We start from the raw sequence: 24,991 nt of genomic DNA, 5'->3' as shown, positions 1-24,991 counted from the left end.
TTTACTGAAACAAGAAAAAGGATTTAAAGGAAGTTTAAAAATGAAGCGGTATCTGGCGGGAATGGATAATAATTATTAGACCTCTTGCAAAAAAAATATGTGTTATCCTTAAGAGTTTGCTCAAGTTTAGGTAAAACTTTGAATTATTGGGTTGATTGGCATCTCCTTAAACTTGCCGGGCCTGCTAGATTATAAAATTGCCTAAACTTTCCATAATAGCACAAAAATATTTTGCAAGAGATCTATTTAGTCCAAATCTTAGACTCTGCCAGTTAACGCTCGAAAACTCAAACAGATTCCCGATCTAAATTGATTCAGCTTCGAGAATTCAGAAGTTCTTAAAGCTCGATTTTTACTGGGTTGATTCCATCGGATTTAAGAGTTTTAAGAATGCTTTTTTCAGAAAAAGACTCACGCACAAATATGATTTTCTGTCAACTTAATTTAGATGCGTTTACCCTGGCTACTTTCCTAATTGATGTATCACCTTGTTCATAGATTTTAACTATTTGATCGCGCAACTCGATCGAATAAGGTTTCATTTTTTTCGCTTATGTACTAAATAAACTGTATCATATATACATGGAAGCGGCTGTCTCACCCTATTCTCCTGACTTTAATCCGATCGAATTATGGTGGTCACAACTCAAAGCTTTTTTACGTAAGTTTTTGCCCCCTACTAGCAAGAAGGTAGACATTTTACTTGGCGTAGGCACGCTTATTTGGTTAATATTAAGCACTTTAAAAACTGGTTTACAAGCTGCTCCTACTGTACTTCATAAATCTGGAATCCGCTGTATCAGGTCGCGCTTGACTAAACGAATCGCACCAGGGACAATATTTTAGCAAAAGTGCTGGAATTGAACATAGAACTGGCAGAAAAAGAAAAACGGGGAGAACCGGTAGTTGGGCTTTGTGTCCCAACTGACTAAAAATACTAATCGCTGTTATCATAAGTTTTGTAAATCTGCGTATAGTCACATAGATTGTTGATAGAGATCACAAACACTCTAGTCTAAAAACAGAGATACTAGGGGAAGCGTTGAGTTTTGAGTGAAAGATTTCAAAATTCAAAATTAAACACTCAAAACTGCTTTCGACCTTCCGCATAAGTGCATTCTGCTTCTCTTCGCTCAATTACTCCTAATTTGTTTGGGAGGAACTTCCAATGTTATTATTAACCCACAGTAAGTCCAAAAATAGCAAGGTACAGCAAAAGCAATATGCTCAAAAACATTTGTTACAAACTTCAACTATTAATATAACTGGGCTAAAGGCAGAATGCAACCATTTGCGAATCGGCCAAAAAATTAGCTATGGCTATGCTTTAGCTATCAGCATAGCGATTTTGGGAACTGGTGCGGGACTGAGATTGGGAGACTACTTTCGCAAGCAAGCTTTAGTTCAGGTAAATGTTGCTCAACAGCAGCAGCAACTGCTGCAAAATTTGCAAAATACCGTATTTGAAGCCCGATCGCACGCGGCGAGATTGCCAGTCGTTTTGGGAAACACTGTGGCGCTGAAATACGAAAAAAATCGGTTTTTTGGGCAAATCAATCAGGCGAAAATCCTGATTTCAGAAAGTGAATCTTTTGCACGAGAACATCCCAAGAGACTAGCAACACAAGAGGCAGCATTGCAGGCTCTCTTGCAGAAATCTGCCCTCGTCATTGATTACTACGGTCAGCTAATTAAATTGCAGTTAAAAGAAGCGGAAGTTGGGAATTTGCCGCCCAACAGCATCGAGTCCGCACAGCTACAAATGTTGAGGACTAGCAGCGGTCAAGAGGCGATCGTACTAGATAACCTTGCTCAGAGTTTAACCAAGCTAATTTCTACTCTAGAAATTCACAAACAGCAAGGAACCAAAGCATTAGAAGAAGCTGAAGGTTTGCGCAACCGAATTATTCTCGGGAGTATGCTAATTTCAGCGCTCATCGCCGTTGCGCTAGCGGACAAAACCAGCCGCGCGATCGCCCAACCCCTCGAAACCGTTACTGATGTCGCTCAGCAAGTTGCTCGCGAATCGAATTTTAACCTGCAAGTACCAGTCACAACCCAAGACGAAATCGGAGTTTTAGCAGCCTCTTTCAATCAATTGATTCAGCGAGTTAGCGAGTATACAAAAGAACTCAAACAAACTCAATCCCAATTAATTCAGACCGAAAAAATGTCGTCTCTCGGTCAAATGGTTGCAGGGATAGCCCACGAAATCAACAATCCTGTCAACTTCATCGGCGGCAACATTGATTATGCCAACCAATACATCGAAGATTTGACAGGTTTGGTAACTCTCTATCAACAATCCTATCCAAACCCACCAGATGCCATTCTAGAACGCATCGAAGAGATTGAACTCGAATTTCTCAGAGAAGATTTACCAAAAACCCTCTCTTCGATCAAAATGGGAGCCGATCGCATTCGCGAAATTGTCGTATCCATGCGCAATTTTTCCCGATCGGACGACGGAAAAATGAAATCAGCCGACATTCACGAAGGAATTGATAGCACCCTCGTAATTCTCAATCATCGGCTCAAACAAGGTATCCAAGTTATTAAACAATACGGCAAGTTGCCTGCGCTTGAGTGCTATCCAGCCCAACTCAATCAAGTATTTATGAACGTGATCGGCAATGCAATAGATGCGTTGGAGGAGGTGAAAAAGGGAGATAAAGGGTATTCGCCAACCATTTGGATTAGCACGGAAGTTACGGCCGACAATACTGTCACCGTCAAGATTCGGGATAACGGGCCCGGAATTGCGTCCGCCAGTGCCCAACAGATATTTGACCCATTTTTTACTACAAAGTCGATCGGCAAAGGCACTGGATTGGGATTGGCTATTTCCTGTCAAATCGTTGCCAAGCATCAAGGCAAAATTGAGGTAAATTCTCAAATAGGACAGGGTACGGAATTTGTGATTGCTTTGCCAGTTGCTGCTTAATATCACGCGGGGCGATCGGGATGAAAATAAAAAATCGGTTCCCACCGTCGCCCAATTTCCAAAACCAGACGACTTGCTCAACCAATTGCAGGCCCGACGTAAAAAGTCCGGGGCGAACTTGGCAGATATAGAGGCGCTTTTGGACATACTAGAAAACCATTAGCGCGAAAATTGAGCGAAAAACAGAACTATTGGTGACAATAAGTCTGAAACCGTTGAATCATATCGTTTTCGGTTGCATCAGAATAATACCGAAAACGATATCAACATTCAACAGTCAACAATCATTCCGGTGCAACCAGAATTGATATCACAAATGATTGAATTTCATGGGGGCGGAGGGACTTGAACCCACACGACCGTTTCGGGTCAACGGATTTTAAGTCCGTAGCGTCTACCATTCCGCCACGCCCCCCTTTGGTCAAGTTGCTGTGGTTTTGAGCCATTAACAACAACAGCCTTTTATTCTACAGCCAAAACCCCAATTTACGCAACCCCTAATCAAAAAATTCCCAAAAGTCGCGCTGAATCTCCCCAAGCGGTACAATAGTTAACCAGCTAGCGGAGCGTGTCAACCGACTTACCCGTGTTATTATTCCCCTAAAGCAAATCTATGTATATTACCTTACTGCTTTACGCCGTCTTGGCAGGAACCTACTTCCTGGTAGTACCCGCAGCCACCTACGCTTACCTGAACAGTCGCTGGTACGTCGCTACCTCTTTTGAGCGCGGCTTCATGTACTTCTTGATGTTCTTCTTCTTCCCAGGTATGTTTCTCCTAGCTCCCTTTTTGAATTTTCGGCCCAAACGGCGGCAGATAGAAGCCTAAATGCGACGTATTGACGTAATTGGAATCAGTCTCGGCTTTTTTGTAGCAGGTGGGTTTGTCTACTTGCTACTGCAATTTGCCGGACTCGACAGTATGAATGCAGGGATTTGGAGTCAGTTGTTTTTGGTCGCCGGCTTGATTGGCTGGCTGGTGACTTATTTATTTCGAGCACTTACTCAAAATATGACCTACAGTCAGCAACTGCAAGAGTACAAAGAAGCTGTCTTGCAGAAGCGGCTCGATGAGCTCACTCCTGAAGAATTAGCCAAACTTCAAGCCGAAATTGAGCAGGAAAAAGATAATTAGTCAATAGTCTTTAGCCCTCAGTCATTAGTTATTAAGTAGCTGGGTACAAATAAACATTAGATGGGGATGGGGGGTTTTGCACTTGATAACTCGTTTGTATCATAGCTCCTGGCTCAACCCCACCCTACAAGATACGATTGTTTTTTGCGATGACCTACTCAGTCATTAGTAATAAACTCTTTCACTAATGACTGGGGACTGATTTGATGGCTGATATCGCGTCCGGTAAAATAACCGTTATCACGTTTGTAGTGAGGACTGAAGTCCTCTGACTTTTATGAGGGCTGAAGCCCTGACTACAAACGAATTTGATTGCGGTCGATCGAACGGACATCATATGATGACTGATGACCAATGACTGATGACTAATAACTAATGACTATTTCTAATTGTTTTGAAACGTTGCGCAAGAACCATCAATGTGCATTGATTCCTTTTATTACTGCTGGCGACCCAGACTTGGAGACAACGGCTAAAGCACTGCAAATTTTGGATGATAACGGTGCAGATGCGATCGAGCTTGGCGTTCCCTATTCTGACCCGCTAGCTGACGGGCCAGTGATTCAAGCCGCCGCTACTAGGGCCCTGCAGCGGGGAACGACGTTAGATGCGGTGCTGGAAATGGTAGCGAAAGTTAGTCCTAATTTGCGATCGCCGATCATTCTCTTCACATACTACAACCCGATTTTGTACCGAGGTATAGAAACCTTTTTGCAGCAAATCAAAAGTGCCGGAGTTCAGGGATTGGTTGTACCAGACTTGCCCTTAGAAGAAGCCGACAGTCTTATCCAACCTGCCAACAAATTAGGGATTGAACTAACATTATTAGTTGCTCCGACAAGTCCCAAAAGTCGCATAGAAGCGATCGCTCGGGAGTCTCAAGGATTTATTTACTTGGTCAGCGTGACGGGGGTTACGGGAGTGCGCGAAGGCTTAGAAACACGAGCAAAAGAGTTGCTGCAAGAACTCCGCAGCATCACCGACAAACCCATCGGCGTCGGGTTTGGTATATCGAAACCCGAACACGCTCGCCAAGTCAAAGAATGGGGTGCAGACGCTGCAATTGTTGGCAGTGCTTTTGTCAAACGCTTGGCTGAAGGGACTCCAGAACAGGGTTTAGAGGCGATAGGCGAATTCTGCAAGAGTTTAAAAACAGCCATTCAAAATGTTTAGCAACTGTGCACATACTTTCAGCCATTAGACAGATGTGTGCGATCGAGATGTGCGGCGACAATTGCGATTAAAGACCTTGTTGTACTTGAGATCATACATCCACTACCTTCTGGTTCCTGACCGGAAGGTTTTTTTTTGAGCTTAAAACGCCAAACATCTCAAGGTAGTGCGCGCACAGACAACCAAACGCGCAGCCAAGTAAGGAAATGGAATGGCATTGCCTTTCATCCTGTCAACTTAAGGCAAAATGTAGTGCCAGAATGCTGTTTGACGATTAGGCACAGATCGCCCGAGCGCCCCATCCTTAAGGGTAGAACAGTCCACTCTCTCACAGTCGCCTTTCTTAAGGGGGATGCGAGGCGGAGCTTGCCTCGCGTTAAAGCGAGATTTATCAAAGTTTCCAGGCGATTGTTGATACAAATAGACACAATGCCTTCTCCGGCGCGGGGAACTGCGACTTTTAATAATTGGTATCAGATTGACAATGGTCGATTGCTTCCTTGTTCCTTCTTGTTTCTTGTTCCTTCTGCTATAACTTGAGGAATGTAACTTGGGATAGATGAAAAGCTCCTGTTTCTATTCCTATACTTAAAAAAGTGTTTAAGTGGCTAATTTTGTAATGCTAGCCATGTACAAAGCCACCAGGCTTTTGAGCATATCACAATAGAAAGGAGCATTTTTATGAAGACACTAACTGCATTTCTGAAAAAAATTCGAGCTGTACAAATTTTAACAGTGTTTCTGGCTGGCATTTTAGTATTAGTGAGCACGGCCTGCAGCCGCCCTGATGTGACGAGCGGAAAAACTGATGTAATGGCCGCAAGAACTGCCGACAAAATTAGAGAAGAAGTGCCGAGTGGGGCTGTAACTTCCGAATACAAAGGCGGCATGAACAACTACCCCGATGTCGATCCCAGAAACGACAAGATGACAACAACAGAAGCAAAAGCTCAGCTTCTCAAAGAGCAAGCGCAGCACCGCATCGATACCAAATCTAGCAACAATGTAGGCGAAAACGTGCGACGGGTAGGGGACGACGCGCCTGACAAACTCAACCAAGTTGGTGAAAAGGTCAAGGACGATGCTCGCACGGCTCAGCAGAAAGCTGATAACTTTGGTGACAAAACCAAACAAGGCTTTGCTAATCTTAAAGAAAACACTCGCGAAGGCTTGAAGGGAGCAAAAGATATTGTTAAAGAAGCTACCCAGGGAGCAAAAGAAAGAGCAGCAGAGGGTACTGAGTCTCTGAGATATAACACCAGCGGAGGCCAAGAAAATATCAATGATGCAGCACGAGATGCAAGATAGAACGCTGAAGATGCCTGGGACAATATTTCCTAGAAAGTGAATCGAGATATTGACAGAACTCAACGAGTGGCAGACGCGATCGACTAATCTCAAATAACGCTGTTTCCTTCTTTGGAAACTAGATTCCGACAGGGGTTTTAATCCCTGTCGGAATCTAGTTATAGTGCTATGAAGACAACTGCATATTACTATTTGATTTCGGTTTTAACCCCTGCGAGGGCTATTAGCCCGGAAGTAGAGTGCAGGAGGGGTTTCAGCAGAATAAAACTGCCCTGTCTTTTTCTAGGCGGGACTGAAGTGCTACTCATTCCACGACGAGTTTTTTATTATTTGTATAGGCTTTATTTTAAATTTTTAAGCTAAAAATTTTTCCATATCGTAGCGGAAATTTGAGTCGATCGATCTCTATTAAATTCAATTAATTACAGGTTGTATTTTTAGAGAAACCATACTTCCGTGTTTATACGGTCTTTGGCGTTTATTTAACCGCATTTGAGATTAGCAGCAGAAACTTATACGTAAGTAAAAGCCTGCAACCCCGCTCGCCAATGTATAAAATATTGTTCGTTAACAGATAATTAGAATTTTAGATCTGACGCTCAAAAATTATGGTGTTTATGCCCTAATATAGATACATTAAGTTTTGTCAAGCTAATGTCGGAGTTGAGGTCAGCCGATATGGACGGAACAGTAGATGTAGTAGATTTGACTGCGCTAATGCCTGGATCTAACCCGATCGCGCAATCGTACACCAATTTTGGAAGGGCTGTCGATCGGGGCGCGCGCCATCTTGACCGGCAACCCGGCTGTAGCAAACTCTTGCAGTTTCGCAACCGGCGGGCGACGGTCAAAAATCTCGATATTCCCCGCACAATTGCTGCGCGCAGTATAAAATCCTACGCCCGCAGTTACGTCTTTGTCGCGGAAATTTTTGGCTGCGCGGTATTCCGAGAAGACGATCGAGTAAAGCAGCCGCCGTTAATTGCATCGCTCGAAATAGTCCTTAAGCGAACAGACATTCTCAACGAACTCGAACGAAGCCCAGTTATTTACAAATATATGAAACCTCCCAATATGGGAATTAATCTTGACTGTTACAGGCGATATTTAGGAGGATAAAATTGAGCAAAAAGAGGCGACGGATTCGGGATATATTCGATCGCTCTGAAGCCGCTAGACAGGAAAAATGGATGCAAACCTTATCTTGAGAATTGTGTTTAAATGCTAGTAAAAATGATGCACGAGTTTTATGATACGCTGGCAGATTTGGCAATCTATGCAGATGTCACACCGGCGGAGCGCCAACAAATCCTTAAGCGCGTTGGGGCTAGTCAGAAAAAACTCAAAGAATTCGCGCACCATACCCCGCTCAATTACCAGCACAAGTTCGATCTGGTTGAGGCAGAATTGCTCCGCGTTTTGGGCCAGACAGCAGAAGCAATGGAACTGTACGATCGAGCTATTACCGGAGCTAAAGCTAACGAATATTTGAATGAAGAAGCTCTTGCCTGCGAACTAGCTGCTAAGTTTTACCTGTCATTGGAAAGAGAAAAATTTGCGCGAGTCTACATGATAGATGCCTATGATTGCTATGTCCGCTGGGGAGATAAAGCGAAAGTTGACGACTTAGAAAAACGCTATCCTCAATTGTTAAAACCGATTTTAGAACTCGCAAAACTCTCTGCAAATCCATTAGCAAATTTTCCAACACCTGCGGGGCCAAATCAATCGCTTCATCCATCCATTCATCCGTCTGTTTCGGCTAGTGTCTCAGATTTTGGGAATTTTTCAAGTCTGCTAAAAGCTTGTCAAGCCCTTTCTAGTGAAATTCAGCTCGATCGACTGATTGCCAAACTGATGCAACTGGCAATGACAAATACAGGATCGGACAAAGCAGTGCTGATTTTGCCAAACGGCAATCAATGGGAAATCGCTGCTACAAGCGCGATCGACAATTATGGAGTCGATCGGGCGATCGACTTATCATCCGCAACACTCGATGAAAACAGCGATATCTTGCCCCTCAAAATTGTTGACTGCGTTAAAAACTTGTTGAAACCTGTCATTGTGCGGGACATCGCTCAAAAATGTGATTGGGATTCCGACTCCTACATCCTCAAATACGAACCGCTGAGCGCGTTGTGTTGGCCGATTCTCGATCGAGGCAAGTTAGTCGGCATTTTGTATCTGGAGAATCGGTTAACCGCAGGAGTTTTTACCCGCGATCGCCTGCAACTTCTCAATCTCCTGTGTTCCCAGGCAGCCATCTGTTTGCAAAATGCTCTGCTTTATAAAACATATCAGGATTACAACCAACAATTAGAGCGATCGCTAGCAAAATTCACCCGAACCGAAGCTCAGCTTGCCGATCAAAAACAAATGCTCCAAGCGATTATTGATGTCGCTCCGATTTGGATTTGGATGGTTAATCTCAGCGGTAAAGTACAGTTTTTGAACGAGACCTTTTCTCAACATATAGGCGTGCCTGTGAGCGCTTTCCTAGCTGTCGATCATTACAAAGATCTAATGGGGGAGGATGCAGCGGGCTGTATGGTTTCAGATGCCGCCTGCCTTGCCCAAGATTTGCCGCATTACTCCAGCGAAATTTTCAAATTTGTTGACGGCCAACTACACTACTTAGAAATCACGAAAGTGCAGCTAAAAAATTGCCAGGGTGAGACGATCGGGATTATTGGTTTAGGTGTTGATGCGACCGATCGCAAGCGAGCAGCGGAACTTTTGCAAGAGCAAAACCAACAGCTCGAACAAACTTTAAAAGATTTACAGCAAGCGCAACTGCAACTCGTTCAAAATGAAAAAATGTCTGCTTTGGGCAATTTAGTCGCCGGAGTCGCCCACGAAATTAACAATCCGATTGGGTTTATTTCTGGCAATTTAAATGAAGCTAAAAGGAGTTTAGAAGATGTGATAGAACACTTAAAATTGTATCGCTCCGCTGCACCGAAATCGGAAATGGCCGACCACGCCGAAGAGATAGACCTCGATTATCTTTTGGAAGATTTACCGAAGATGATTGATTCAATGCAAGTCGGGTGCGATCGCATTTGTAGCATCAGCACCAGTTTGCGTACCTTCTCCCGAGGCGACAAAGACTACAAAGTTCCTTTTAATATTCACGAAGGCATTAATAGCGCTATTTTAATTTTAAAACACCGCCTCAAAGCAAACGAATACCGTCCGCAGATTGAAGTGATGACTAAATACGGCAATCTTCCTAAAATCGAATGTTTTCCCGGTCAATTAAATCAAGTTTTCATGAACCTGCTTGCCAATGCGATCGATGCCTTAGAAGAGTCAAATTTAGGACGCAGTTTTACTGAAATTGCCGCTAATCCCAACCGCATCACAATTTGCACTGATGTAATGGGCGAAGCGCACATTAAAATTAAAATTGCTGATAACGGCACCGGGATGAAAGAGGAAGTGAAACAGCAGATATTCGACCATTTGTTCACGACGAAAGGTGTCGGCAAAGGAACTGGATTGGGGTTGGCAATTGTCCACCAAATTGCGGTAGAAAAACATGGCGGAAGTATCGAGGTGAATGCGGCTCTAGGAATTGGCACTGAGTTTGCGATCGTTTTGCCTGTCAAAGGATAAATTTTAATTAAAATTAAATTAGGACTTAGGCACAGACACTATCTGTAGGGTGCGAAGCGCACACCTTACCTCCACAAATAGTGTAAAAATTGCTCTCTTGCGCAAGTCCTATAAATGTTTCTTTGTGGGCGAGTGCGGGTATTAGTCCTGCACGCATACTGACTGATGAAAACTGGTTTATTCGTATATTTCTCGTTACTAGACGCAAAAATTCGTATAAACTAGGAATCCGCGCCCATACGGGAATCCTGAAAGTCTCCGAAGTGTTGTTATAGTTAAACTTAAAGGTTTTTTGGGCGATCGCGCGATACTAAGTAGGTGATTACTCACATCTTGCACCATTCTCAATAATCATTTTAGGGCGCGCAGGATGCCCACCCCACCAGAAAATTGAATTTTTGTGGAACAGGTCGGAAAGCCTGTTCTTGAGAATCGTGCAACATAGGAGTTATTACAAATAAAAATTACATAGGGACAGGGCGGGTTTATAATTATTGTGGATATGTAAATCAAAGATTGTTGCTAAAACCCGCCCCTACAAATCTTGCGGTTAATTTACCCAACACAATCTAATTTAATCACTCGGTAAACTCAATTTTAATACCTGTCCAACTGATACCTCGTGCTTGTGCGTCGCTACTACTACCGCACCTTCTAATCGCGGATCGTAACATCCAACCCAAGCCGCAGGATGGCATTCATGCACTAAATACCCGTACAGCCAAATCGCTCCTCTACCTTCAATGACAATTCCTTGACTGAATTGAACATCTTGAGGAAGTTTCAAACCTTGTAAATCATCGGGTGTGATAATACCGTCTTGAGTTGTAATCCGCAAGCGCAAATGTTGGTAAGCTAAACCGTCTTGAGTTTGATTGGGGATTATTTTTAATTCAATAGGGTTCATTGGATGCAAATAAGTTAAATGCTGCGATAAAATCATATACCTTTTAGGGCAAATTGGGAATCCGATCGCCCACTTTCAATCCCAATTGGGCCGCCCTTCCGCCTTTGAGTTCAATAACTCCGTCAACGGGAACATCCGGGCCGTAGTTGGGGCAGGTTTCGCTCAAACACGGCGGTACGTTAGGAATTATCGCCTGCACTACGCCTTCCCGCAGAAAAACCATATCGAGTTCAATCAACACGTTTTTCATCCAAAAACGCACGTTTCGCGCGGGTTCGATCGGGAAAAACATTCCCCTGTCATCGGGTAATTCTGTCCGGAACATTAAACCTGTCGCTTGTTCTTGGGGAGTTTGCGCCACTTCCAGTCCGATCGCGCGATCGGCTACAATCGTGTTAACAGAAATTGGCAAAAGCTGACCCCTATCTATTCCGCCAAACAGCGAGATAAAGTTTGATTCAGTCAGATTAGAGTTTCCCGAAACAACTCCTAAATAATTACCAGAGTTTTTATCTTTCATAACAGTTTGGTTGTCGGAAACAGAAAGCTCCAAATCGCTAAACTTCATGCCTTCTGTCAATACAATTTTATCATTGCCGTTGCCAAAATCTGTAATTATATCAGCTTCTGTAATAGTAGATGCGGCGGCGGTTCTTTCAATCACAAATAAATCATCGCCCGCGCCTCCTGTCAAGATATCCCCGCTTTCGCCGCCTGTTAGCAAATCGTTACCCCGATCGCCAAACATCCAATCGGAGTCTTGTCCTCCATAGATTGTATCGCTTCCCTGACCGCCAGACAGTGTATCAGCGCCTTCATTTCCTGCTAGCAAGTCATTTTCCCGATCGCCAAAAACTCGGTCGTTTCCCCCCAAACCTTGAACAGTATCATTACCCGCAAATCCTCTAATCGTATCGTTGCTGAGAGTTCCCAGGAGAAAATCGAAGCCGAAACTACCGTCGATGTTAACCATTTTGCGTTTAATAAGAGGAAACTTTGGCGATCGGCATCCGCCAACCGGTACCAAAAGCTCGATCGCTAATTTTCAAACCCGGGGCTGCTTGTCGCCGTTTAAACTCCGCTTGCCTCACTAATTTTACTACACGTTTTATCACCGCTTCATCGTGTCCGGCTTCGACAATTTGTTGGGAAGATTCGTGATGTTCAATCAACCGCTGCAAGATGTCATCTAAAACATCGTAAGCAGGCAAAGAATCTTGGTCAATTTGTCCTGGTTTCAGTTCAGCACTAGGCGCTTTACTAATAATATTAACCGGAATAATTTCCTTTCCCAACTCTGCCTGATTTTTGAGCTTCTCACTCCCATAATTCAGCCACCGACAAAGCGAATAAACGCGGGTTTTCGGCACATCAGAAATCACCGCCAATCCCCCATTCATATCGCCGTAGAGAGTGCAGTAACCCACCGCCATTTCCGACTTATTACCAGTCGAAAGCAGCAAATGTCCGAACTTATTAGAAATTGCCATCAACAGATTGCCTCGAATCCGCGATTGAATATTTTCCTCAGCAATCCCGAAAGGTGTGTTGACAAACAAATTGGCGAGAGTGCGATCGTAAGTTTTCATCAAATCGCCGATCGGCAATAGTTCGATCGCAACGCCCAGATTTCGGGCTAATTCCAAAGCATCATTAATCGAATGATCCGAACTGTAAGGAGAAGGCATCAGCACCCCTAGAACATTTTCGGGCCCGATCGCGCAACTGGCGATCGCCGCTACCAAAGCCGAATCTATCCCCCCACTCAAACCGAGTACAACCTTAGAAAAACCGCACTTGCGAACATAATCTCGCACTCCCAAAACCAAAGCCGCCCAAATTTCGGCATCTCCTTCGCCAGGATAAAAACTCAACGGCGCCGCCTCAATTCCTGCTGGACTTTGCTGATTGCTGCCCACTAAATCTTGTTTAGCTTGGTCATATTCCAGCACCGCAAAATCAGTTTCAAAAGAAGCTAATACCTGAATCAAATCACCCTTTCGATTCACAGCAAAACTGCTGCCGTCAAAAATAATGTCGTCATTTCCCCCTATTTGATTAGCGTAAATAATCGGTATTCCGCAGCGGATGATGCTGTGCTGCAACATCGCCGATCGCACTCTCCGCTTCCCCGCACAGTAAGGCGATGCCGACAAATTCACCACTAAATCTACGCCCAATTTTGCCAAATCGGAAACAGGATCGCCCGCGTAACTGCGTTTACCCCAAAACTCCTCATTGTTCCACAAATCTTCACAAATTGTCACGCCGATTTTCAGCTCGCCAATAGTAAAGTAATTGCTGTTTTTTCCCGGTTCAAAATATCTGTCTTCATCAAATACATCATAAGTAGGCAACAAGCGTTTATAAAAAACTTGTTTAACGGCGCCATTTTGCAACAAAACAGCGCTGTTAAACAATGGTTTTCCGCCTAATTTAACACCATCAGCATTAGGTACGGCAGTGCCGACTATGACTGCCAAATCCGGCGGCAAAGCTTGCGCCAGTTGCAGCAACTGTGCGCCTGCGGCTGCAATGAAACTCGGATCTATCAACAAATCGCGCGGCGGATAACCGATCAGGGAAAGTTCCGGTGTTAGCAATAAATTTGCGCCCTCAACCTCTGCTTTTTTCGCAGCCTCCAGAATTAGGTTGGAGTTGCCAAAGATATCACCAATAGTAGGGTTGAGTTGTGCGATCGCAATTTTCATATTACCTGCATCACTACCATAAATATTGCTAACAGTCCGCCCGCGCGGACTCGATTTCCTATAGTCCTAGATTTGAATATAGGGAAACATTACTCAGATTTGTAATGTTTCAATTCTTCCTCAATATAATAATTTACCAAATCCCGGTAAATATTTTCAACCACATCAGGATTCAAACCCGATTCTAAAGCCCACTGGCGCCGCTGCTGTAACATAGCATGAAAGCGATCGGGCGCTCTAACGCCAGCTTCACTTGTTTTGAACCTTGCTGCCGCGACGACGTATTTAAATCTCTTGCTCAAAGCGTCGATCACTTCTCGATCGATGATATCAATTTCCTCCCGAACTTCGTTAATATTAGCGCATTCATCAGGGTCTTTCATGGCCGACACTCCTTAATAGCTTCTATTCTAATGTTACTCAATTGATCCCCGAATGTCATCCAAGGAACAGCTAGATAAACACCAGTGGCTTATTTTTGAAAGGAGCAAAAGCTGCCGCATCAAAACGGTACAAACTAGCAGGGCGGCCAGCCCCCCGCGAAACCTTAACACCGGTATCGCACAAAAAACCCAATTTTAACAATCGAGATCTAAAATTAGAATAATCAGAAAAACTTTCTCCCAAAATAGTTGTATACAATTGATACAAATCGCTCAAAGTAAAAAGCTCCGGCAAAACTTCAAAAGCTACCGGACTGTATTCAAGTTTGTTGCGCAGTCGCCGATATCCGTATTCGAGAATTTGATTGTGATCGAAAGCCAGCTTAGGAACTTGTTGCACGGGATACCAAGCAATGCCGCCGACGCGGTGGCCGACACCCGCCACTACACTCCCAGCAATTAACTCAGCTTCCTCAAAGCGAACCAAAGCAAAATAACTCACCGAAAGATAGCGATCGCCCCTGGTATATTCCCGAGGATCGCGCCCCGGTTCTCCGAAAGTATACAATTGCTCCAGATACAAATTTTTTACCCGGATTTTCTCCGACAAAATCCGGTAAGCCGCATTTTCAAGAGACTCTCCGTGCCGCACCAAAGTACCGGGAAGACTCCAAGAATCAATAAACGGTTCGTCTTGTCGCATTACCAACAGCACCAACAAGCGGTTCTGCACGGCATCGACGGAGAAAATAACATTATCTACTCCTACTTTAAAGTCAGCTAATGAGCAACCTTCGCCCTTTTTTGTGCCTCGTGCCATGCGTACAAATGCTCCCTATTGATGTAATCTTCGATGGTCGGAGTCAAAGCTTCCCTGTCTCCTGTTTCCCGATAGGAGGTAGAAGAAACATTGGGAGCACTCAAAGATGCGATCGCCACCTCTGCACCCATCCGCCTCAACTGCCACAAATCTAATTTTTCTGACGGATAACCCGGTCGCGGTACTATCAGCAACTCCACTTGTTTTAACAATTCTTCAAATTTGTACCAGCGAGACAGTTGCCCCACCAAGTCCGAACCTATTACCAGCGTCAAATCTGCATCCGGCCACAGCAATCTTGCTTGTTCCACAGTTTCTAGAGTCCTCGGACTGCTGAGTTCTGGATGCAAGCAAAGATTGTGTCTCGGCGAATTAATTTCTTGAATCATTAACAGCAGCATTGCCGATCGGTGTTCTAGAGAAGTTTGGTGCGACTTAAAAGGATTGTCCGACGCCCAAACTGCTACCCAATCAAAATTTTGGGAAAGCCAATTCAGGATAGTTTTGTGTCCCGCTGTAGGCGGATCGGCACTGGTTCCAAAAAGAGCAATCTTCTGCATAGGTAATCGGTAATGGGGAATTGTTGACTGTTGACTGTTGACTGTTGACTGCTGACTACTGACTTCAATCTAAAATCTAAAATCTAAAATCTAAAATCGATTGACTCTTTTTCGTTTTTTGAGTGAGACTCTGCAAATCTGGAGAAATTTCCACCGGCGGCGAAATCGGGTTGTCAAGTTGCCGAGTTTCGGCTCGAAGACTGGCGACAGAAGCAGCAGTTCGTTTGGCGATATCCTCCAAACTTTCCTGGTTCTGCACTCGTTTCCCATCCTTGACAACCAACTCCATTAATGGTAAGTAAGAATCGCAATTCTTAATATTTTCTCCTGACAATCCCAAACAATCTCCAAGAATTTGCCCATTTTCAATATGTCTAAAAATTTGCTTTCTTCCTGGATATGTTACCTTGCCGCTTGCCTCCTTCATCACCGGAATTCCGTCAATTTCCACCAACTTATAAACACCGTTCACAGGCGAACCGCTCACCAACTTCGTTCCCAAACCGTAACCGTCAATGCAAGCGCCGCTACTTTTTAATTTAGCAATTTCTCGATCGTCCAAATCGCCGCTAGCAAAAATTGGAACGCCCGGAAGGATCGATCGAACTTCCCGAGACAGCACCGCCAAATCGCCCGAATCCAGCCGCACGCCTTCCAACTGCATTTCACCGCTATTTACTCGATCGGCCAACATCTGCGCCGCCGCCACAGTATTATAAGTATCGATCAGCAGCGGCGCCCCCGGAAAACAGCGGTGAAAAGCTGCAAACGCCTCCTCTTCGCTACCTTCTAGAGCCGCCACAGCCATTACCAAAGCATGAGCCATAGTACCTACAGGTTTGCGGCCCAACTTCAAAGCAGCCAAAACATTAGAAGTTCCGTCGAACCCAGCAGCCAGAGCCGCCCTAGCCGCCCACACAGCAGCTTGAGGCCCAAAAGCCCTGCGCGTCCCGAATTCCAGCAACTTAGCATCCGGGCCCGCGACATCCCGCAGCCGCGCAGCCCGAGTCGCAATCAAAGTTTGATAATTTATCGCATTCAACAAATAAGTTTCCACCAACTGAGCCTGCCACAGAGGAGCCTCAATTCGCAGCAGCGGCTCATTGGCAAACACCGCTGTCCCCTCCGGGACTGCCCAAACATCCCCAGTAAAGCGGGCTGTGGCGAGTAGAGTCCAAAATCGCTCCGGGGCACCTGCAAAAATCCCAGTGGACTGCAAAGTCTCAATTTGCGCCGGAGAAAACCGAAATTTCTCCAGATAGTCGATAACTTGAGCCAAACCCATCGCGATCGCGTAGCCAAAACCCTCTGGCAGCCTGCGCGCGAACAACTCAAAACTCGCAGCCCGCCCGTCGAGCCCTTCCCCAACGTAACAAGCCGCCATCGTTAGCTGGTAGAGATCGGTTAAAAGGCTGTAATCTGCTGAGGAAACCGTCAGTTCTCGATCTTCTTGGATTTCTTCAAAATTTTTGAGGTGCAGGCTCTCAGTGGTAGTTTTCATAAGAAAAACCCCGAACAAATTTCTTTGTTTTAATTATAGTGACTAACACCATATCTTTTTGTAAACTTTTGATAAAGATGGCAGATATTTCTCTGAATAATTCCTTGACTACGGCGCTGATTAGCATATTTTAGGTTTTTGAGGCATGAATATTATGGTAGAATCCATAAAAATACCTAATTGAACAAACTCAGGAATTAACCGCAAACACTCAAGCGTTCCAGGTTTTTGACGAAAATATCTGGTTGCAGCCCTCGAACCGAGTTAGAAAACCCGGTTTCTGAGCGTCGGGAGTGCGATCGCCACTGCATGAGTTGAGCAAGGAAAAATCTACCAGCAAAAGGTCGATCGCCCAAAAATGCGTAATTCCTAAAACCTTCAGCTTGCTTGAATGTTGCAGACCAATAAGTAATTCAAATAAATATTACTAAAATCATCCACAGCCCAAAAATCTGACTAATATTAGAAGTATCAGAACTCAGATAAGAGAGGCAGATTCTATGAATCTTTCTAAATCTTTGACAAACGCGATGCGTTACGTTTCGGAAGCAGCAGTGCGGATTTTTAGCCCCAGCGATGATAACTATCCCAATAGTGGAGTTCAACCTTTTGAAGGTAAGCTCTCCAAAAGCTCTAAATCGAGAAAATGAGCAGCCATTCAGGCAGTTTATAGCGAGTTCGACACAGGTATTCTTTTAACAGTCAAGAGTTTATTATTAACTGTTGACTGTTAACCGTTGACTGTCAATAGTAATTGTAGGTTTTGTTCCACTTCGTCCTACCCAACCTACAATTATTAATTACCAATTACCCAAAATTGATTTAGGAAAAAGGCGATCGCAGCACTGCCGATCGGCACGCTCAAATTGTCAATTCCCCACTTAGAAACCGACTCTAAAGTAGCAGCAACCAAAGCCACAACAGCAGACACCGCCCAAGTTTGCCAAACTGCGCCTTGAACCGCCAGCAAAATTAAACTGCTAACAGCAAAACTAACCAAATACATAGTTGCAGAACCTTCCCAACTCTTCTGCATTCCCCAAACTCGATAAATATGTTTGCCGTATTTCTGGCCGATGACAGCAGCTAATCCGTCGCCCCAAGTCATCACTAAAATGCCCAAAGCAGCGTATTCCTGACGTTCCAGCGGCCAAAACCAAGCTACGAGAACGCTGATACTAACAGCATAGAAAAAAGTCCCCATACTCTTCCGGTTGATACTGTTAAGACTGGGCAAAATCGGAACTTGGTAGGAAATTAGGGCGATCGCACCTGCTAAAATTCCCGCCGAAATCCCCACCCAACCGGGTATTTCCAGCCACCACGCCAGCAAAATCACGTTCCCAGTACCGATGTGAACCACCTTCCGCGATACCTCAGCATCCACAGAAGTAAAGCGATTTAAGCCCTCAGCTACCAGTAAAATCAAGCCCAGCCAGACTCCCACGAGGGAAATTTGCAGCCACACAGTCGGAACTTCAGCAAATATAGACACGATATTTAGGAAAAACTTATTTACATCAGGCACTGTTTACTACTTTAGTGGAAAGCGCGATCGCTCTGTTCGGTGTTGGCAGGATTTTCTACCGTCACTACGGTATAATTTACTCGCTCTCCTGTGCTCGGCTTTGGAGATAAAGTGAGTTAGTCTAATCAAATTAGTCGTTTGAAGTTTTGAGAGGCTCAGAGAATCTGATTACTATGCAGTATGTCTTAATTATTCATGAAGTAGAAAACTATGAAGCTTGGAAACAGGTATTCGATAATGCTGAAAGCATCCGAAAAGAAGCTGGCGAGCGCTCCTATCAAGTCTTGAAGTATGACAATGAACCAAACAAAATTGTTCATTTCTCCGCCTGGACATCAACAACAGATGCTAGGGCGTTTTTTGAGTCGCCTAGACTGGTTAAAATTAGAGAAGAAGCCGGAGTTAAAGCTCCTGAATTTATTTATCTAGACCAATTAGAGTCAGGAGTATTGTGAAAGACCTATTTGTATAATGTAAGTTGTTCAAACTATGTGGTTAAGTTTTGAGTATGTACGACGGTAGCTACTACCAGCTAATGGCTGAGTACAATTGCTGGATGAATCAAAAAATATATTCTGTCTGTTCGGCAATTCCTGATGAACAGCGCAAACAGGATATGGGTGCCTTTTTCAAGTCTATTCATGGCACTTTGAATCACTTACTGTATGGTGACAAAGCATGGATGGGTCGTTTCACTCTTCAGCCATTTTCGGTAACTGTTATCGGTCAAGAACTGTATGCTGAATTTGACATTTTGAGAGCAGAACGGGAGACAATGGATCGGCAAATTATAGAATGGTCTACAAACCTTAATTCTGACTGGTTGAGTCAACCGTTTGAGTACACAAGCAATGTAGATGGTAAATGCCGCGTGCTACCAACTTGGATTCTGGTGACACATATGTTCAATCATCAAACTCACCATAGAGGACAAATTACCACACTGCTCAAACAACTTGGCTACGACCCAGGCGCTACAGATATTCCGTGGCTACCCGCTATATCATTCGGATAATTTCTGCTCGTAAAACGACACGCCAGAAGACTCGGCGGTTAAAACCTCGTCTATACTTGCCTCTCGTCCCAACAGAGGGAGACTGAAGAAAATCAACAATTTCCAACCCGTGTTGGTGGGTTTTGTCTGTATAAACGTGATTTTAACCGCCGACTCTTCAACTCTTGCCTTGCGGGTTTTCTGTGTATAGATGCGGTTTCAACCGCCGGGTATTCTGTCAAAATCCTACGCTTTCACAACTCCCGTTTCAACAACTCCCGTACAGCCGCAAAAGCCCTTGGACGCAACTCGACGGGCAGCAGCGACAATCCCAAACCCGCCCACATTTTCGCCTCAGAAACAGACTTTCCAGCTCGCACCATCGATCGCCCTTTTGCAGTTTCACCAACCTCAATCAGCCGCAAACCCAGCGCTAATTGAGTTTCGGCAATCCTTTTGAGCCTGACTGTTTCCAACTTCTCGGAATCAAATTCGTAGCCGATCAAATAGCGCAATTTATCACTCAAATACGGAATTGCCCGATCGACTCCTTGCTGTCCTGCGTGAAATCGATACTCCATCAACAGCTCCGGCAAGTAATAGCACTTTTTGCCCGCAATCGCAAGTCTCACAAACAAATCGTTATCTTCGCAATTTTGCAAATTCGGCCGCAGAAATCCCACTTCTTCCAGTGCGCGGCGGCGAAACAAAGTTGCCCCTATTTGCAAACTTTGTCTCACAAAAACTGTGGAGAGCAAATCTTCAATAAATCCAGCCGACAACTCAGTGCGGCCCCACCGCTGCGAATTGAGTTTCGTCTGATTTTCATCAATATAATTGTTAATGTCGATCACCCAGTGATCGGTACTGACAAAATCGATGCTGGGGTCTTTATCTAAAATAGCAGATGTCCGCTCTAGAAATTGCGCGCTCAGGCGATCGTCATCGTCAAACTTGATAAAATATTCGCCCCTTGCCGCCGCAAAGCCCGATCGCATATTATTACTCTTGCCGATATTCTGCGGGTGGCGAATGTAGCGAATCCCGCGATCGACAAATTCCGACATTAACAGCGGAGTGCTGTCAGTTGAGCCGTCATCGCAGACAATTAATTCAAAATCTGTATAAGTTTGAGTTAACACGCTGGCGATCGCACAAGCCAGCAGATGCACTCGATTGCAAGTAGGAATGCAAACGCTAATTTTCGGCACTAACTTAGACCATTTTACATTTTAGATTTTAGATTTTAGATTGCGGACAAATGAAGACAATCATTGATTTTCTTGTATTTTTAATATCTCCTAGATAACTAAAGCCTTCTCTCCTAGATAACTAAAGCCTTCTTCCTTCTTCCTTCTTCCTTCTTCCTTCTTCCTTCTTCCTTCTTCCTTCTTCCTTCTTCCTTCACTCCACAGTTGATTTTAACTCAAACGAGCTGTACATTCGAGAATTAACTTTTGATTCACCAAAGCAAAGGGTTGAATTTCCAAAGCGCGGCGAAAAGCTTGAATAGCATTTATGTATTCTCCCAAGGCAGCGTAGCACAAACCCAGACCGTGCAGCGCTCCAAAATGAACCGGGTTCAGTTTGAGGACGGTTTCGCAATCCTGGATCGACTTTATATAATTTCCTTGGGTATAGTGAAGTACGGCGCGCCGGTTCCAAGCTTCAGCAAAATCAGGCGCTTCGGAGATCAGTTGTGTCAGCAAATCCAAAGCTTGGGGAACATCGCCTGCATCTATCGAAAGTTGCGATCGCCTGAGAATTTGCATCCCATACTCACCCTTCTGGTTAAACCAAGTGCGCCAGAGTTCTGTAGTTGCCCGATCGCGCACGCTTTCGTCGGGCTTTTTCAAGTCTTCGAGCAGCGCCTTGACAGATAATTCGTCCATAGGTGCGAGGATTGTTAAAAAGGTTTTATCAATCAATTTTATCGCGCAAGCGGCAACTTTATTTATCCCACATCCCATGAAGATTTTGATGCTTTCCTCGACTTTTCCCTATCCGCCAAGCCGCGGAGGAACTCAGGTAAGGACGTTTAATTTATTGCAATACTTGAGCCAGCGGCATGATGTAATTCTCGGCACTCTGCGATCGCCCGATGTCACCGACTCACAAATCGACACATTGCGCCAGCAAGTTGCAGAATTGGCAGTTTTTCCCAACCCGCAAGTATCCCCCCAACCCCCCCTTGTCAAAGGGGGGCTAACTCTGCACCAGGGGCTTGAGGAGGGCTTCTTTCCTCCCCCCCTTAATAAGGGGGGGACTGAGGGGGGGTTCTCTGAAATAATAGGAAAATTCCACAGATTCAGTCGATTTTTGCAGTCGGGAACACCTCCCAACGTACTCTCAAGCTACTCGCAAGCAATGCAGAATTGGGCAGACGAATTGGTAATAGCAGGCAAATGCGATGCTGTCACCTGCGAACACAGCGTTAACGAGATTTACGTGCGTCCAGAATGGCGGCAAAAAGTGCTGACAGTGGCAAACATTCACAGTTCCGTTTGGGGAACTTGCAGGGAAATGTTAGCAACCGGCACCTCCGAAAAACCTCTGCGCGATCGACTGAATTTACCGCTACTCGCCCGCTACGAAAAACGCTACTGTTCCAAATTTTCCCGCATAGTCGCAACAACATCCACAGACAGAGAGCAACTCCTAGAATTGCTTTCGCCTCCGGTTCAGGTGCGAGGAAAACAAGATTTTTTTGTACCTCCCATTGATGTAATTCCTAACGGCGTGGATTTAACTCAATTTCCGTACCGGTCGATCGATCCGGGAGGACACACCTTAATTTTTGCAGGCGCAATGAACAATTTGCCCAATATTGACGCGGCGAGGTTTCTGAGTTTGCAAATACTGCCGCCTTTGCAGCAGCGCTATCCCGATGCTACCCTCACCATAGTAGGGGCTTCCCCAGTCCCGGAAGTGCTCGCCTTGGGGAAACTTCCGGGAATTCAAGTAGTAGGCCGGGTGCAAAGGGTGGCAGAATATTTGCATCAGGTTGCTGTTTGTGTGGTGCCGATGCGGATTGGTTTTGGAATTAAAAATAAAACTTTGGAGGCGATGGCGGCGGGAACCCCCGTGGTTGCTAGCGATCGAGGTTTGGAGGGTTTAGCCGTCGATGGCGGCCCACAACTGATAAGGGCCTTGCGGGCGAACAAAGTTCAGGAGTATGTTGAGGCGATTACGAGTTTGTTTGAAAATCAGCAGCTAAGACAGGATCTCTCTGCCAGTGCGCGATCGCTGGTTGAAAGCCACTACACCTGGGATATCATAGGTCGGCAGTACGATCGGCTATTGCAATTTTAAACTCTAAATTCTAAAATCTAAATTCTAAAATGGGACGATGGAACACAAAATTAACCCCTCAAAAAATCGAGCCAAACCCCCAGAAAATAGCAAAGTTGCTCCTCCTCCGACAAGACGCCGCCGCCAAACCCGGCGCCCCAAAAATCTTAAAGAGTCCCAGCTTCTAAGAGCTGCTCCCCTAACTCCCGCCAAATATCCCTGGAAAAGACTGATAGCTAATTTGACAGCCCTCAGCGTCTTGTGTGGCTGTGCAGCTTTGATGGGAGGCGGCGCTTGGCTGAGTTATCAGCTAATTGTCGATCCCAACGGCAACAAGTTGATCTCTCAGTTTGTGCCGGAATGGTCGCGTCTGCCTACAGGTAGCAGAGATTCCATCCAAACTCTCGATCAAATCAAAGCCAGCGTCCGCAAATTGGGATTCGTAACCGGAGAACCCCTCCCGCTTCCCGTCGCTCAATCCGGCGATAACTATATTTCCGATTTGCTATTGCCGGTGATGGTAGAAAGAACTGTTAAGGCTTCTACTGTTTGCAAAAATCCTTGCCGTCAAATTGTCGAACTTCGGGTGTACAAGCGGGTGCAGTTTGCCGATCGCAGTTCCGATAAAGAGCAGTATTTTCAGCTAGCAAGTTCTGTGAATGTAGAAGGCCCTGCGGAATCTTTTGTCATTGCTTCTTTAGCTGACTCTACATCTGACAATCAAGCCTCCAATCAGTCGTTACCCCTAACAGAACTGCGCCGCTTTGACGGAAAGCCCCCCGCCTCGGGCATTTGGTTTAATGTCAGCGGTAAACTAATGCGGGGCGACAAGAAAATTCCCTACGGACAAGTCGTTCGCTACAACCCCAGTCAAAATCATTTAATCTCGCTGTTGGATTGGGCGAGTGCGGCCGGACAACCGCCGAATTGGCAGCAAATTGTTAAGGGTTCAAATCCGCAGTTGGCGATCGACCAAACAGTTGGTTTAGAGCCGCAATTTACCCTTTATCAAATTGGCCCGCGCAAATTTTTGCCGAACCCAGTTCAGTTGACGGCGATTTCTTTAGAAGAGTTTGCCTTCAATGACGAGACTTACAAAAATGGGCTGCGACTGGCAAAAAGCGGGCTGTGGTCTCCAGCATTAAATGTCATGCGTGTGGCGAAGGGGAAAGCCGGCAAAAATTGGCCCGCTGTCGCGCAAGCTCAGCTAGAAACGATCGAATTTCACGCTAAAATTACTCGGGCTCAGGCGATCGCATCTTGGGCCAGTCCCGGTCAACAAGTTCTCGCAGAATTGATCGACGGCCGCTGGAGCGAAGCTTTGCAAGTATTTGAAGCCGATCCGAGCAACAGTCACGAAATTGCCACAACCCTCAAAAATGACGGCGGGCGGATCTGGAACCGCATAGACGCCGCCTTGAGAGTGAATGCCGCTGACGCCGATGTCAAGGCTTGGGGCGCCCTGATTGTAGCGTCTCAAGACGGAACTCGCGAGGCGATGAATTGGCTCGACCAGCAATCAGATACTGACAGCGAAACAAGAAGTCGAATTCGGAATTTGGTCAACAAACTTGAGGAAGCAGTTTCTCAGGCTGAAAATCTAGAAGACCACAAAAGTCAAATTATGGGTTCTGCTACTTTAATTAGCAGTGTCAATCCCGCTGAGTGGCTGGAACCAGAACCGAACAACGAGTTAAAATTGGCGGGAGAACAAGTTTGGTATCAGGTGCAAGTAGCGAGTTTTTACGACGGTAGCCGTTGGGTTAATTCGCCCTTTTCAGATGTAGAAGTGCGCTCTTTTCCTGCTACTCAAGTCAAATGGCTCTGGGGGCGGCTGGGCTTGCAGGCTGACCCCAAAATTAAGATTGAGGTAGCGATGGCTAACGGTCAACAAAGAGTTGCTGTGGGAACGGTGAAAGCAGTGCAGATTCAAGACGGAAGTCTGCGCTTGCTGGCGGCGGTTGACAAGCGATCGTGATCTGGCAGAAAGCAATCGGCAGAGAAAACAGCCCCGAACCCACTCTCGACACCAAGAAACCGGGTTTTTTACCGTTTCTGCCGATTGCAACAGAAGTATTTTCGTAAAAAAACCCGGTTTCCTGCCACCCATGCGTC

Annotated in this window: 23 protein-coding genes and 1 tRNA gene; 13 read left to right on the top strand and 11 right to left on the bottom strand. The window is 45.3% G+C overall.

The window, feature by feature from the left end; all coding sequences use genetic code 11:
• Positions 1-1,168: 1,168 nt before the first annotated feature.
• Both QUA13_RS12205 and QUA13_RS12200 read left to right on the top strand, forming a co-directional pair.
• Positions 1,169-2,944, top strand: coding sequence for an ATP-binding protein (locus tag QUA13_RS12205; protein ID WP_333198705.1), 1,776 nt, complete (start codon positions 1,169-1,171; stop codon positions 2,942-2,944).
• Positions 2,934-3,107, top strand: coding sequence for a hypothetical protein (locus QUA13_RS12200; protein WP_333198703.1), 174 nt, complete (start codon positions 2,934-2,936; stop codon positions 3,105-3,107). The genes QUA13_RS12205 and QUA13_RS12200 overlap by 11 nt, the downstream gene beginning before the upstream one ends.
• Positions 3,108-3,274: 167 nt before the next feature.
• Here QUA13_RS12200 and QUA13_RS12195 read toward each other — a convergent pair.
• Positions 3,275-3,359: transfer RNA gene (locus tag QUA13_RS12195), tRNA-Leu, on the bottom strand.
• Between the two features lie 198 nt (positions 3,360-3,557).
• On the opposite strand from QUA13_RS12195, the gene ndhL reads away from it, so the two are divergent.
• The 6 genes from ndhL (at position 3,558) to QUA13_RS12165 (ending at position 10,181) form a co-directional block, all read left to right on the top strand.
• On the top strand, positions 3,558-3,773 hold the full coding sequence (gene ndhL, locus QUA13_RS12190; protein ID WP_172191609.1) for an NAD(P)H-quinone oxidoreductase subunit L: 216 nt from the start codon (positions 3,558-3,560) through the stop codon (positions 3,771-3,773).
• Positions 3,774-4,079, top strand: coding sequence for a DUF3007 family protein (locus QUA13_RS12185; protein ID WP_172191607.1), 306 nt, complete (start codon positions 3,774-3,776; stop codon positions 4,077-4,079).
• Between the two features lie 375 nt (positions 4,080-4,454).
• A complete protein-coding gene (gene trpA / locus QUA13_RS12180) occupies positions 4,455-5,252 on the top strand; it encodes a tryptophan synthase subunit alpha (RefSeq protein WP_333187643.1) in 798 nt (265 codons plus the stop codon).
• Between the two features lie 681 nt (positions 5,253-5,933).
• Complete coding sequence (locus tag QUA13_RS12175; RefSeq protein WP_333198701.1) at positions 5,934-6,560, top strand: DUF6658 family protein; 627 nt, start codon at positions 5,934-5,936, stop codon at positions 6,558-6,560.
• Positions 6,561-7,238: 678 nt separating this feature from the next.
• On the top strand, positions 7,239-7,679 hold the full coding sequence (locus QUA13_RS12170; protein WP_333198699.1) for a hypothetical protein: 441 nt from the start codon (positions 7,239-7,241) through the stop codon (positions 7,677-7,679).
• A 102-nt stretch (positions 7,680-7,781) separates the two neighbouring features.
• Entirely contained in the window at positions 7,782-10,181 is a 2,400-nt protein-coding gene (locus QUA13_RS12165) for an ATP-binding protein (protein ID WP_333198698.1), read from the top strand.
• A 574-nt stretch (positions 10,182-10,755) separates the two neighbouring features.
• On the opposite strand, the gene crn3 is transcribed toward QUA13_RS12165, so the two are convergent.
• The 7 genes from crn3 to QUA13_RS12130 form a co-directional block, all read right to left on the bottom strand.
• The gene (gene crn3, locus QUA13_RS12160) at positions 10,756-11,088 is read right to left on the bottom strand and encodes a CRISPR-associated ring nuclease Crn3/Csx3 (protein ID WP_333198696.1); all 333 of its coding nucleotides are present in this window, start codon (positions 11,086-11,088) and stop codon (positions 10,756-10,758) included.
• A 43-nt stretch (positions 11,089-11,131) separates the two neighbouring features.
• The gene (locus QUA13_RS12155) at positions 11,132-12,061 is read right to left on the bottom strand and encodes a DUF192 domain-containing protein (RefSeq protein WP_333198694.1); all 930 of its coding nucleotides are present in this window, start codon (positions 12,059-12,061) and stop codon (positions 11,132-11,134) included.
• Between the two features lie 7 nt (positions 12,062-12,068).
• The gene (locus QUA13_RS12150; protein WP_333198692.1) at positions 12,069-13,799 is read right to left on the bottom strand and encodes an NAD+ synthase; all 1,731 of its coding nucleotides are present in this window, start codon (positions 13,797-13,799) and stop codon (positions 12,069-12,071) included.
• 89 nt (positions 13,800-13,888) lie between these two features.
• Positions 13,889-14,182 carry an isochorismate lyase gene (locus tag QUA13_RS12145; protein ID WP_333198690.1) on the bottom strand — a complete coding sequence of 98 codons (294 nt, stop codon included), beginning with the start codon at positions 14,180-14,182 and terminating at the stop codon, positions 13,889-13,891.
• Positions 14,183-14,252: 70 nt separating this feature from the next.
• Complete coding sequence (locus tag QUA13_RS12140; RefSeq protein WP_333198688.1) at positions 14,253-15,002, bottom strand: NrtR DNA-binding winged helix domain-containing protein; 750 nt, start codon at positions 15,000-15,002, stop codon at positions 14,253-14,255.
• On the bottom strand, positions 14,963-15,562 hold the full coding sequence (locus QUA13_RS12135) for a nicotinate-nucleotide adenylyltransferase (RefSeq protein WP_333198686.1): 600 nt from the start codon (positions 15,560-15,562) through the stop codon (positions 14,963-14,965). Before QUA13_RS12135 ends, QUA13_RS12140 begins: the two co-directional genes overlap by 40 nt.
• Before the next feature lie 76 nt (positions 15,563-15,638).
• Complete coding sequence (locus QUA13_RS12130; RefSeq protein ID WP_333198684.1) at positions 15,639-17,063, bottom strand: nicotinate phosphoribosyltransferase; 1,425 nt, start codon at positions 17,061-17,063, stop codon at positions 15,639-15,641.
• A 500-nt stretch (positions 17,064-17,563) separates the two neighbouring features.
• Here QUA13_RS12130 and QUA13_RS12125 point away from each other — a divergent pair, with 500 nt between their 5' ends.
• Positions 17,564-17,713 carry an isochorismate synthase gene (locus tag QUA13_RS12125; protein WP_172191581.1) on the top strand — a complete coding sequence of 50 codons (150 nt, stop codon included), beginning with the start codon at positions 17,564-17,566 and terminating at the stop codon, positions 17,711-17,713.
• 146 nt (positions 17,714-17,859) lie between these two features.
• Here the strand turns inward: QUA13_RS12125 and QUA13_RS12120 are convergent, their stop codons facing one another.
• The gene (locus tag QUA13_RS12120) at positions 17,860-18,558 is read right to left on the bottom strand and encodes a diacylglycerol/polyprenol kinase family protein (RefSeq protein WP_333198681.1); all 699 of its coding nucleotides are present in this window, start codon (positions 18,556-18,558) and stop codon (positions 17,860-17,862) included.
• Between the two features lie 206 nt (positions 18,559-18,764).
• On the opposite strand from QUA13_RS12120, the gene QUA13_RS12115 reads away from it, so the two are divergent.
• Together QUA13_RS12115 and QUA13_RS12110 are read left to right on the top strand one after the other, a co-directional pair.
• Positions 18,765-19,046: an antibiotic biosynthesis monooxygenase gene (locus QUA13_RS12115; protein ID WP_333198678.1), complete on the top strand. Its 282-nt coding sequence runs from the start codon at positions 18,765-18,767 to the stop codon at positions 19,044-19,046.
• A 53-nt stretch (positions 19,047-19,099) separates the two neighbouring features.
• Entirely contained in the window at positions 19,100-19,606 is a 507-nt protein-coding gene (locus QUA13_RS12110; protein WP_333198676.1) for a DinB family protein, read from the top strand.
• Between the two features lie 233 nt (positions 19,607-19,839).
• Here QUA13_RS12110 and QUA13_RS12105 read toward each other — a convergent pair whose 3' ends face one another.
• A complete protein-coding gene (locus tag QUA13_RS12105; protein ID WP_333198674.1) occupies positions 19,840-20,796 on the bottom strand; it encodes a glycosyltransferase in 957 nt (318 codons plus the stop codon).
• A gap of 210 nt (positions 20,797-21,006) precedes the next feature.
• The gene (locus tag QUA13_RS12100; RefSeq protein WP_172192967.1) at positions 21,007-21,477 is read right to left on the bottom strand and encodes a tetratricopeptide repeat protein; all 471 of its coding nucleotides are present in this window, start codon (positions 21,475-21,477) and stop codon (positions 21,007-21,009) included.
• Between the two features lie 76 nt (positions 21,478-21,553).
• Between QUA13_RS12100 and QUA13_RS12095 the strand changes: the two genes are divergently transcribed.
• On the top strand, positions 21,554-22,897 hold the full coding sequence (locus QUA13_RS12095; protein ID WP_333198672.1) for a glycosyltransferase family 4 protein: 1,344 nt from the start codon (positions 21,554-21,556) through the stop codon (positions 22,895-22,897).
• A gap of 37 nt (positions 22,898-22,934) precedes the next feature.
• A complete protein-coding gene (locus tag QUA13_RS12090) occupies positions 22,935-24,854 on the top strand; it encodes a hypothetical protein (RefSeq protein ID WP_333198670.1) in 1,920 nt (639 codons plus the stop codon).
• The last annotated feature ends 137 nt before the right edge of the window (positions 24,855-24,991 follow it).

Origin of the sequence: Microcoleus sp. S28C3 (assembly GCF_036700785.1) — a bacterium.
GTDB classification, from domain to species: Bacteria; Cyanobacteriota; Cyanobacteriia; order Cyanobacteriales; family Microcoleaceae; genus Microcoleus; species Microcoleus asticus.
Note: the sequence above shows the minus strand (reverse complement) of the source record. Positions and strands in the feature narration are given on the sequence as shown.

What these genes read in the sequence shown, in the direction of transcription:
- QUA13_RS12205 (WP_333198705.1), top strand. Translation starts at nt 1,169, where the DNA reads ATGTTATTATTAACCCACAGTAAGTCCAAAAATAGCAAGGTACAGCAA.
- ndhL (WP_172191609.1), top strand. Translation starts at nt 3,558, where the DNA reads ATGTATATTACCTTACTGCTTTACGCCGTCTTGGCAGGAACCTACTTC.
- QUA13_RS12185 (WP_172191607.1), top strand. Translation starts at nt 3,774, where the DNA reads ATGCGACGTATTGACGTAATTGGAATCAGTCTCGGCTTTTTTGTAGCA.
- trpA (WP_333187643.1), top strand. Translation starts at nt 4,455, where the DNA reads ATGACTATTTCTAATTGTTTTGAAACGTTGCGCAAGAACCATCAATGT.
- QUA13_RS12175 (WP_333198701.1), top strand. Translation starts at nt 5,934, where the DNA reads ATGAAGACACTAACTGCATTTCTGAAAAAAATTCGAGCTGTACAAATT.
- QUA13_RS12170 (WP_333198699.1), top strand. Translation starts at nt 7,239, where the DNA reads ATGGACGGAACAGTAGATGTAGTAGATTTGACTGCGCTAATGCCTGGA.
- QUA13_RS12165 (WP_333198698.1), top strand. Translation starts at nt 7,782, where the DNA reads ATGCTAGTAAAAATGATGCACGAGTTTTATGATACGCTGGCAGATTTG.
- crn3 (WP_333198696.1), bottom strand. Translation starts at nt 11,088, where the DNA reads ATGAACCCTATTGAATTAAAAATAATCCCCAATCAAACTCAAGACGGT.
- QUA13_RS12155 (WP_333198694.1), bottom strand. Translation starts at nt 12,061, where the DNA reads ATGGTTAACATCGACGGTAGTTTCGGCTTCGATTTTCTCCTGGGAACT.
- QUA13_RS12150 (WP_333198692.1), bottom strand. Translation starts at nt 13,799, where the DNA reads ATGAAAATTGCGATCGCACAACTCAACCCTACTATTGGTGATATCTTT.
- QUA13_RS12145 (WP_333198690.1), bottom strand. Translation starts at nt 14,182, where the DNA reads ATGAAAGACCCTGATGAATGCGCTAATATTAACGAAGTTCGGGAGGAA.
- QUA13_RS12140 (WP_333198688.1), bottom strand. Translation starts at nt 15,002, where the DNA reads ATGGCACGAGGCACAAAAAAGGGCGAAGGTTGCTCATTAGCTGACTTT.
- QUA13_RS12135 (WP_333198686.1), bottom strand. Translation starts at nt 15,562, where the DNA reads ATGCAGAAGATTGCTCTTTTTGGAACCAGTGCCGATCCGCCTACAGCG.
- QUA13_RS12130 (WP_333198684.1), bottom strand. Translation starts at nt 17,063, where the DNA reads ATGAAAACTACCACTGAGAGCCTGCACCTCAAAAATTTTGAAGAAATC.
- QUA13_RS12125 (WP_172191581.1), top strand. Translation starts at nt 17,564, where the DNA reads ATGAATCTTTCTAAATCTTTGACAAACGCGATGCGTTACGTTTCGGAA.
- QUA13_RS12115 (WP_333198678.1), top strand. Translation starts at nt 18,765, where the DNA reads ATGCAGTATGTCTTAATTATTCATGAAGTAGAAAACTATGAAGCTTGG.
- QUA13_RS12110 (WP_333198676.1), top strand. Translation starts at nt 19,100, where the DNA reads ATGTACGACGGTAGCTACTACCAGCTAATGGCTGAGTACAATTGCTGG.
- QUA13_RS12100 (WP_172192967.1), bottom strand. Translation starts at nt 21,477, where the DNA reads ATGGACGAATTATCTGTCAAGGCGCTGCTCGAAGACTTGAAAAAGCCC.
- QUA13_RS12095 (WP_333198672.1), top strand. Translation starts at nt 21,554, where the DNA reads ATGAAGATTTTGATGCTTTCCTCGACTTTTCCCTATCCGCCAAGCCGC.
- QUA13_RS12090 (WP_333198670.1), top strand. Translation starts at nt 22,935, where the DNA reads ATGGAACACAAAATTAACCCCTCAAAAAATCGAGCCAAACCCCCAGAA.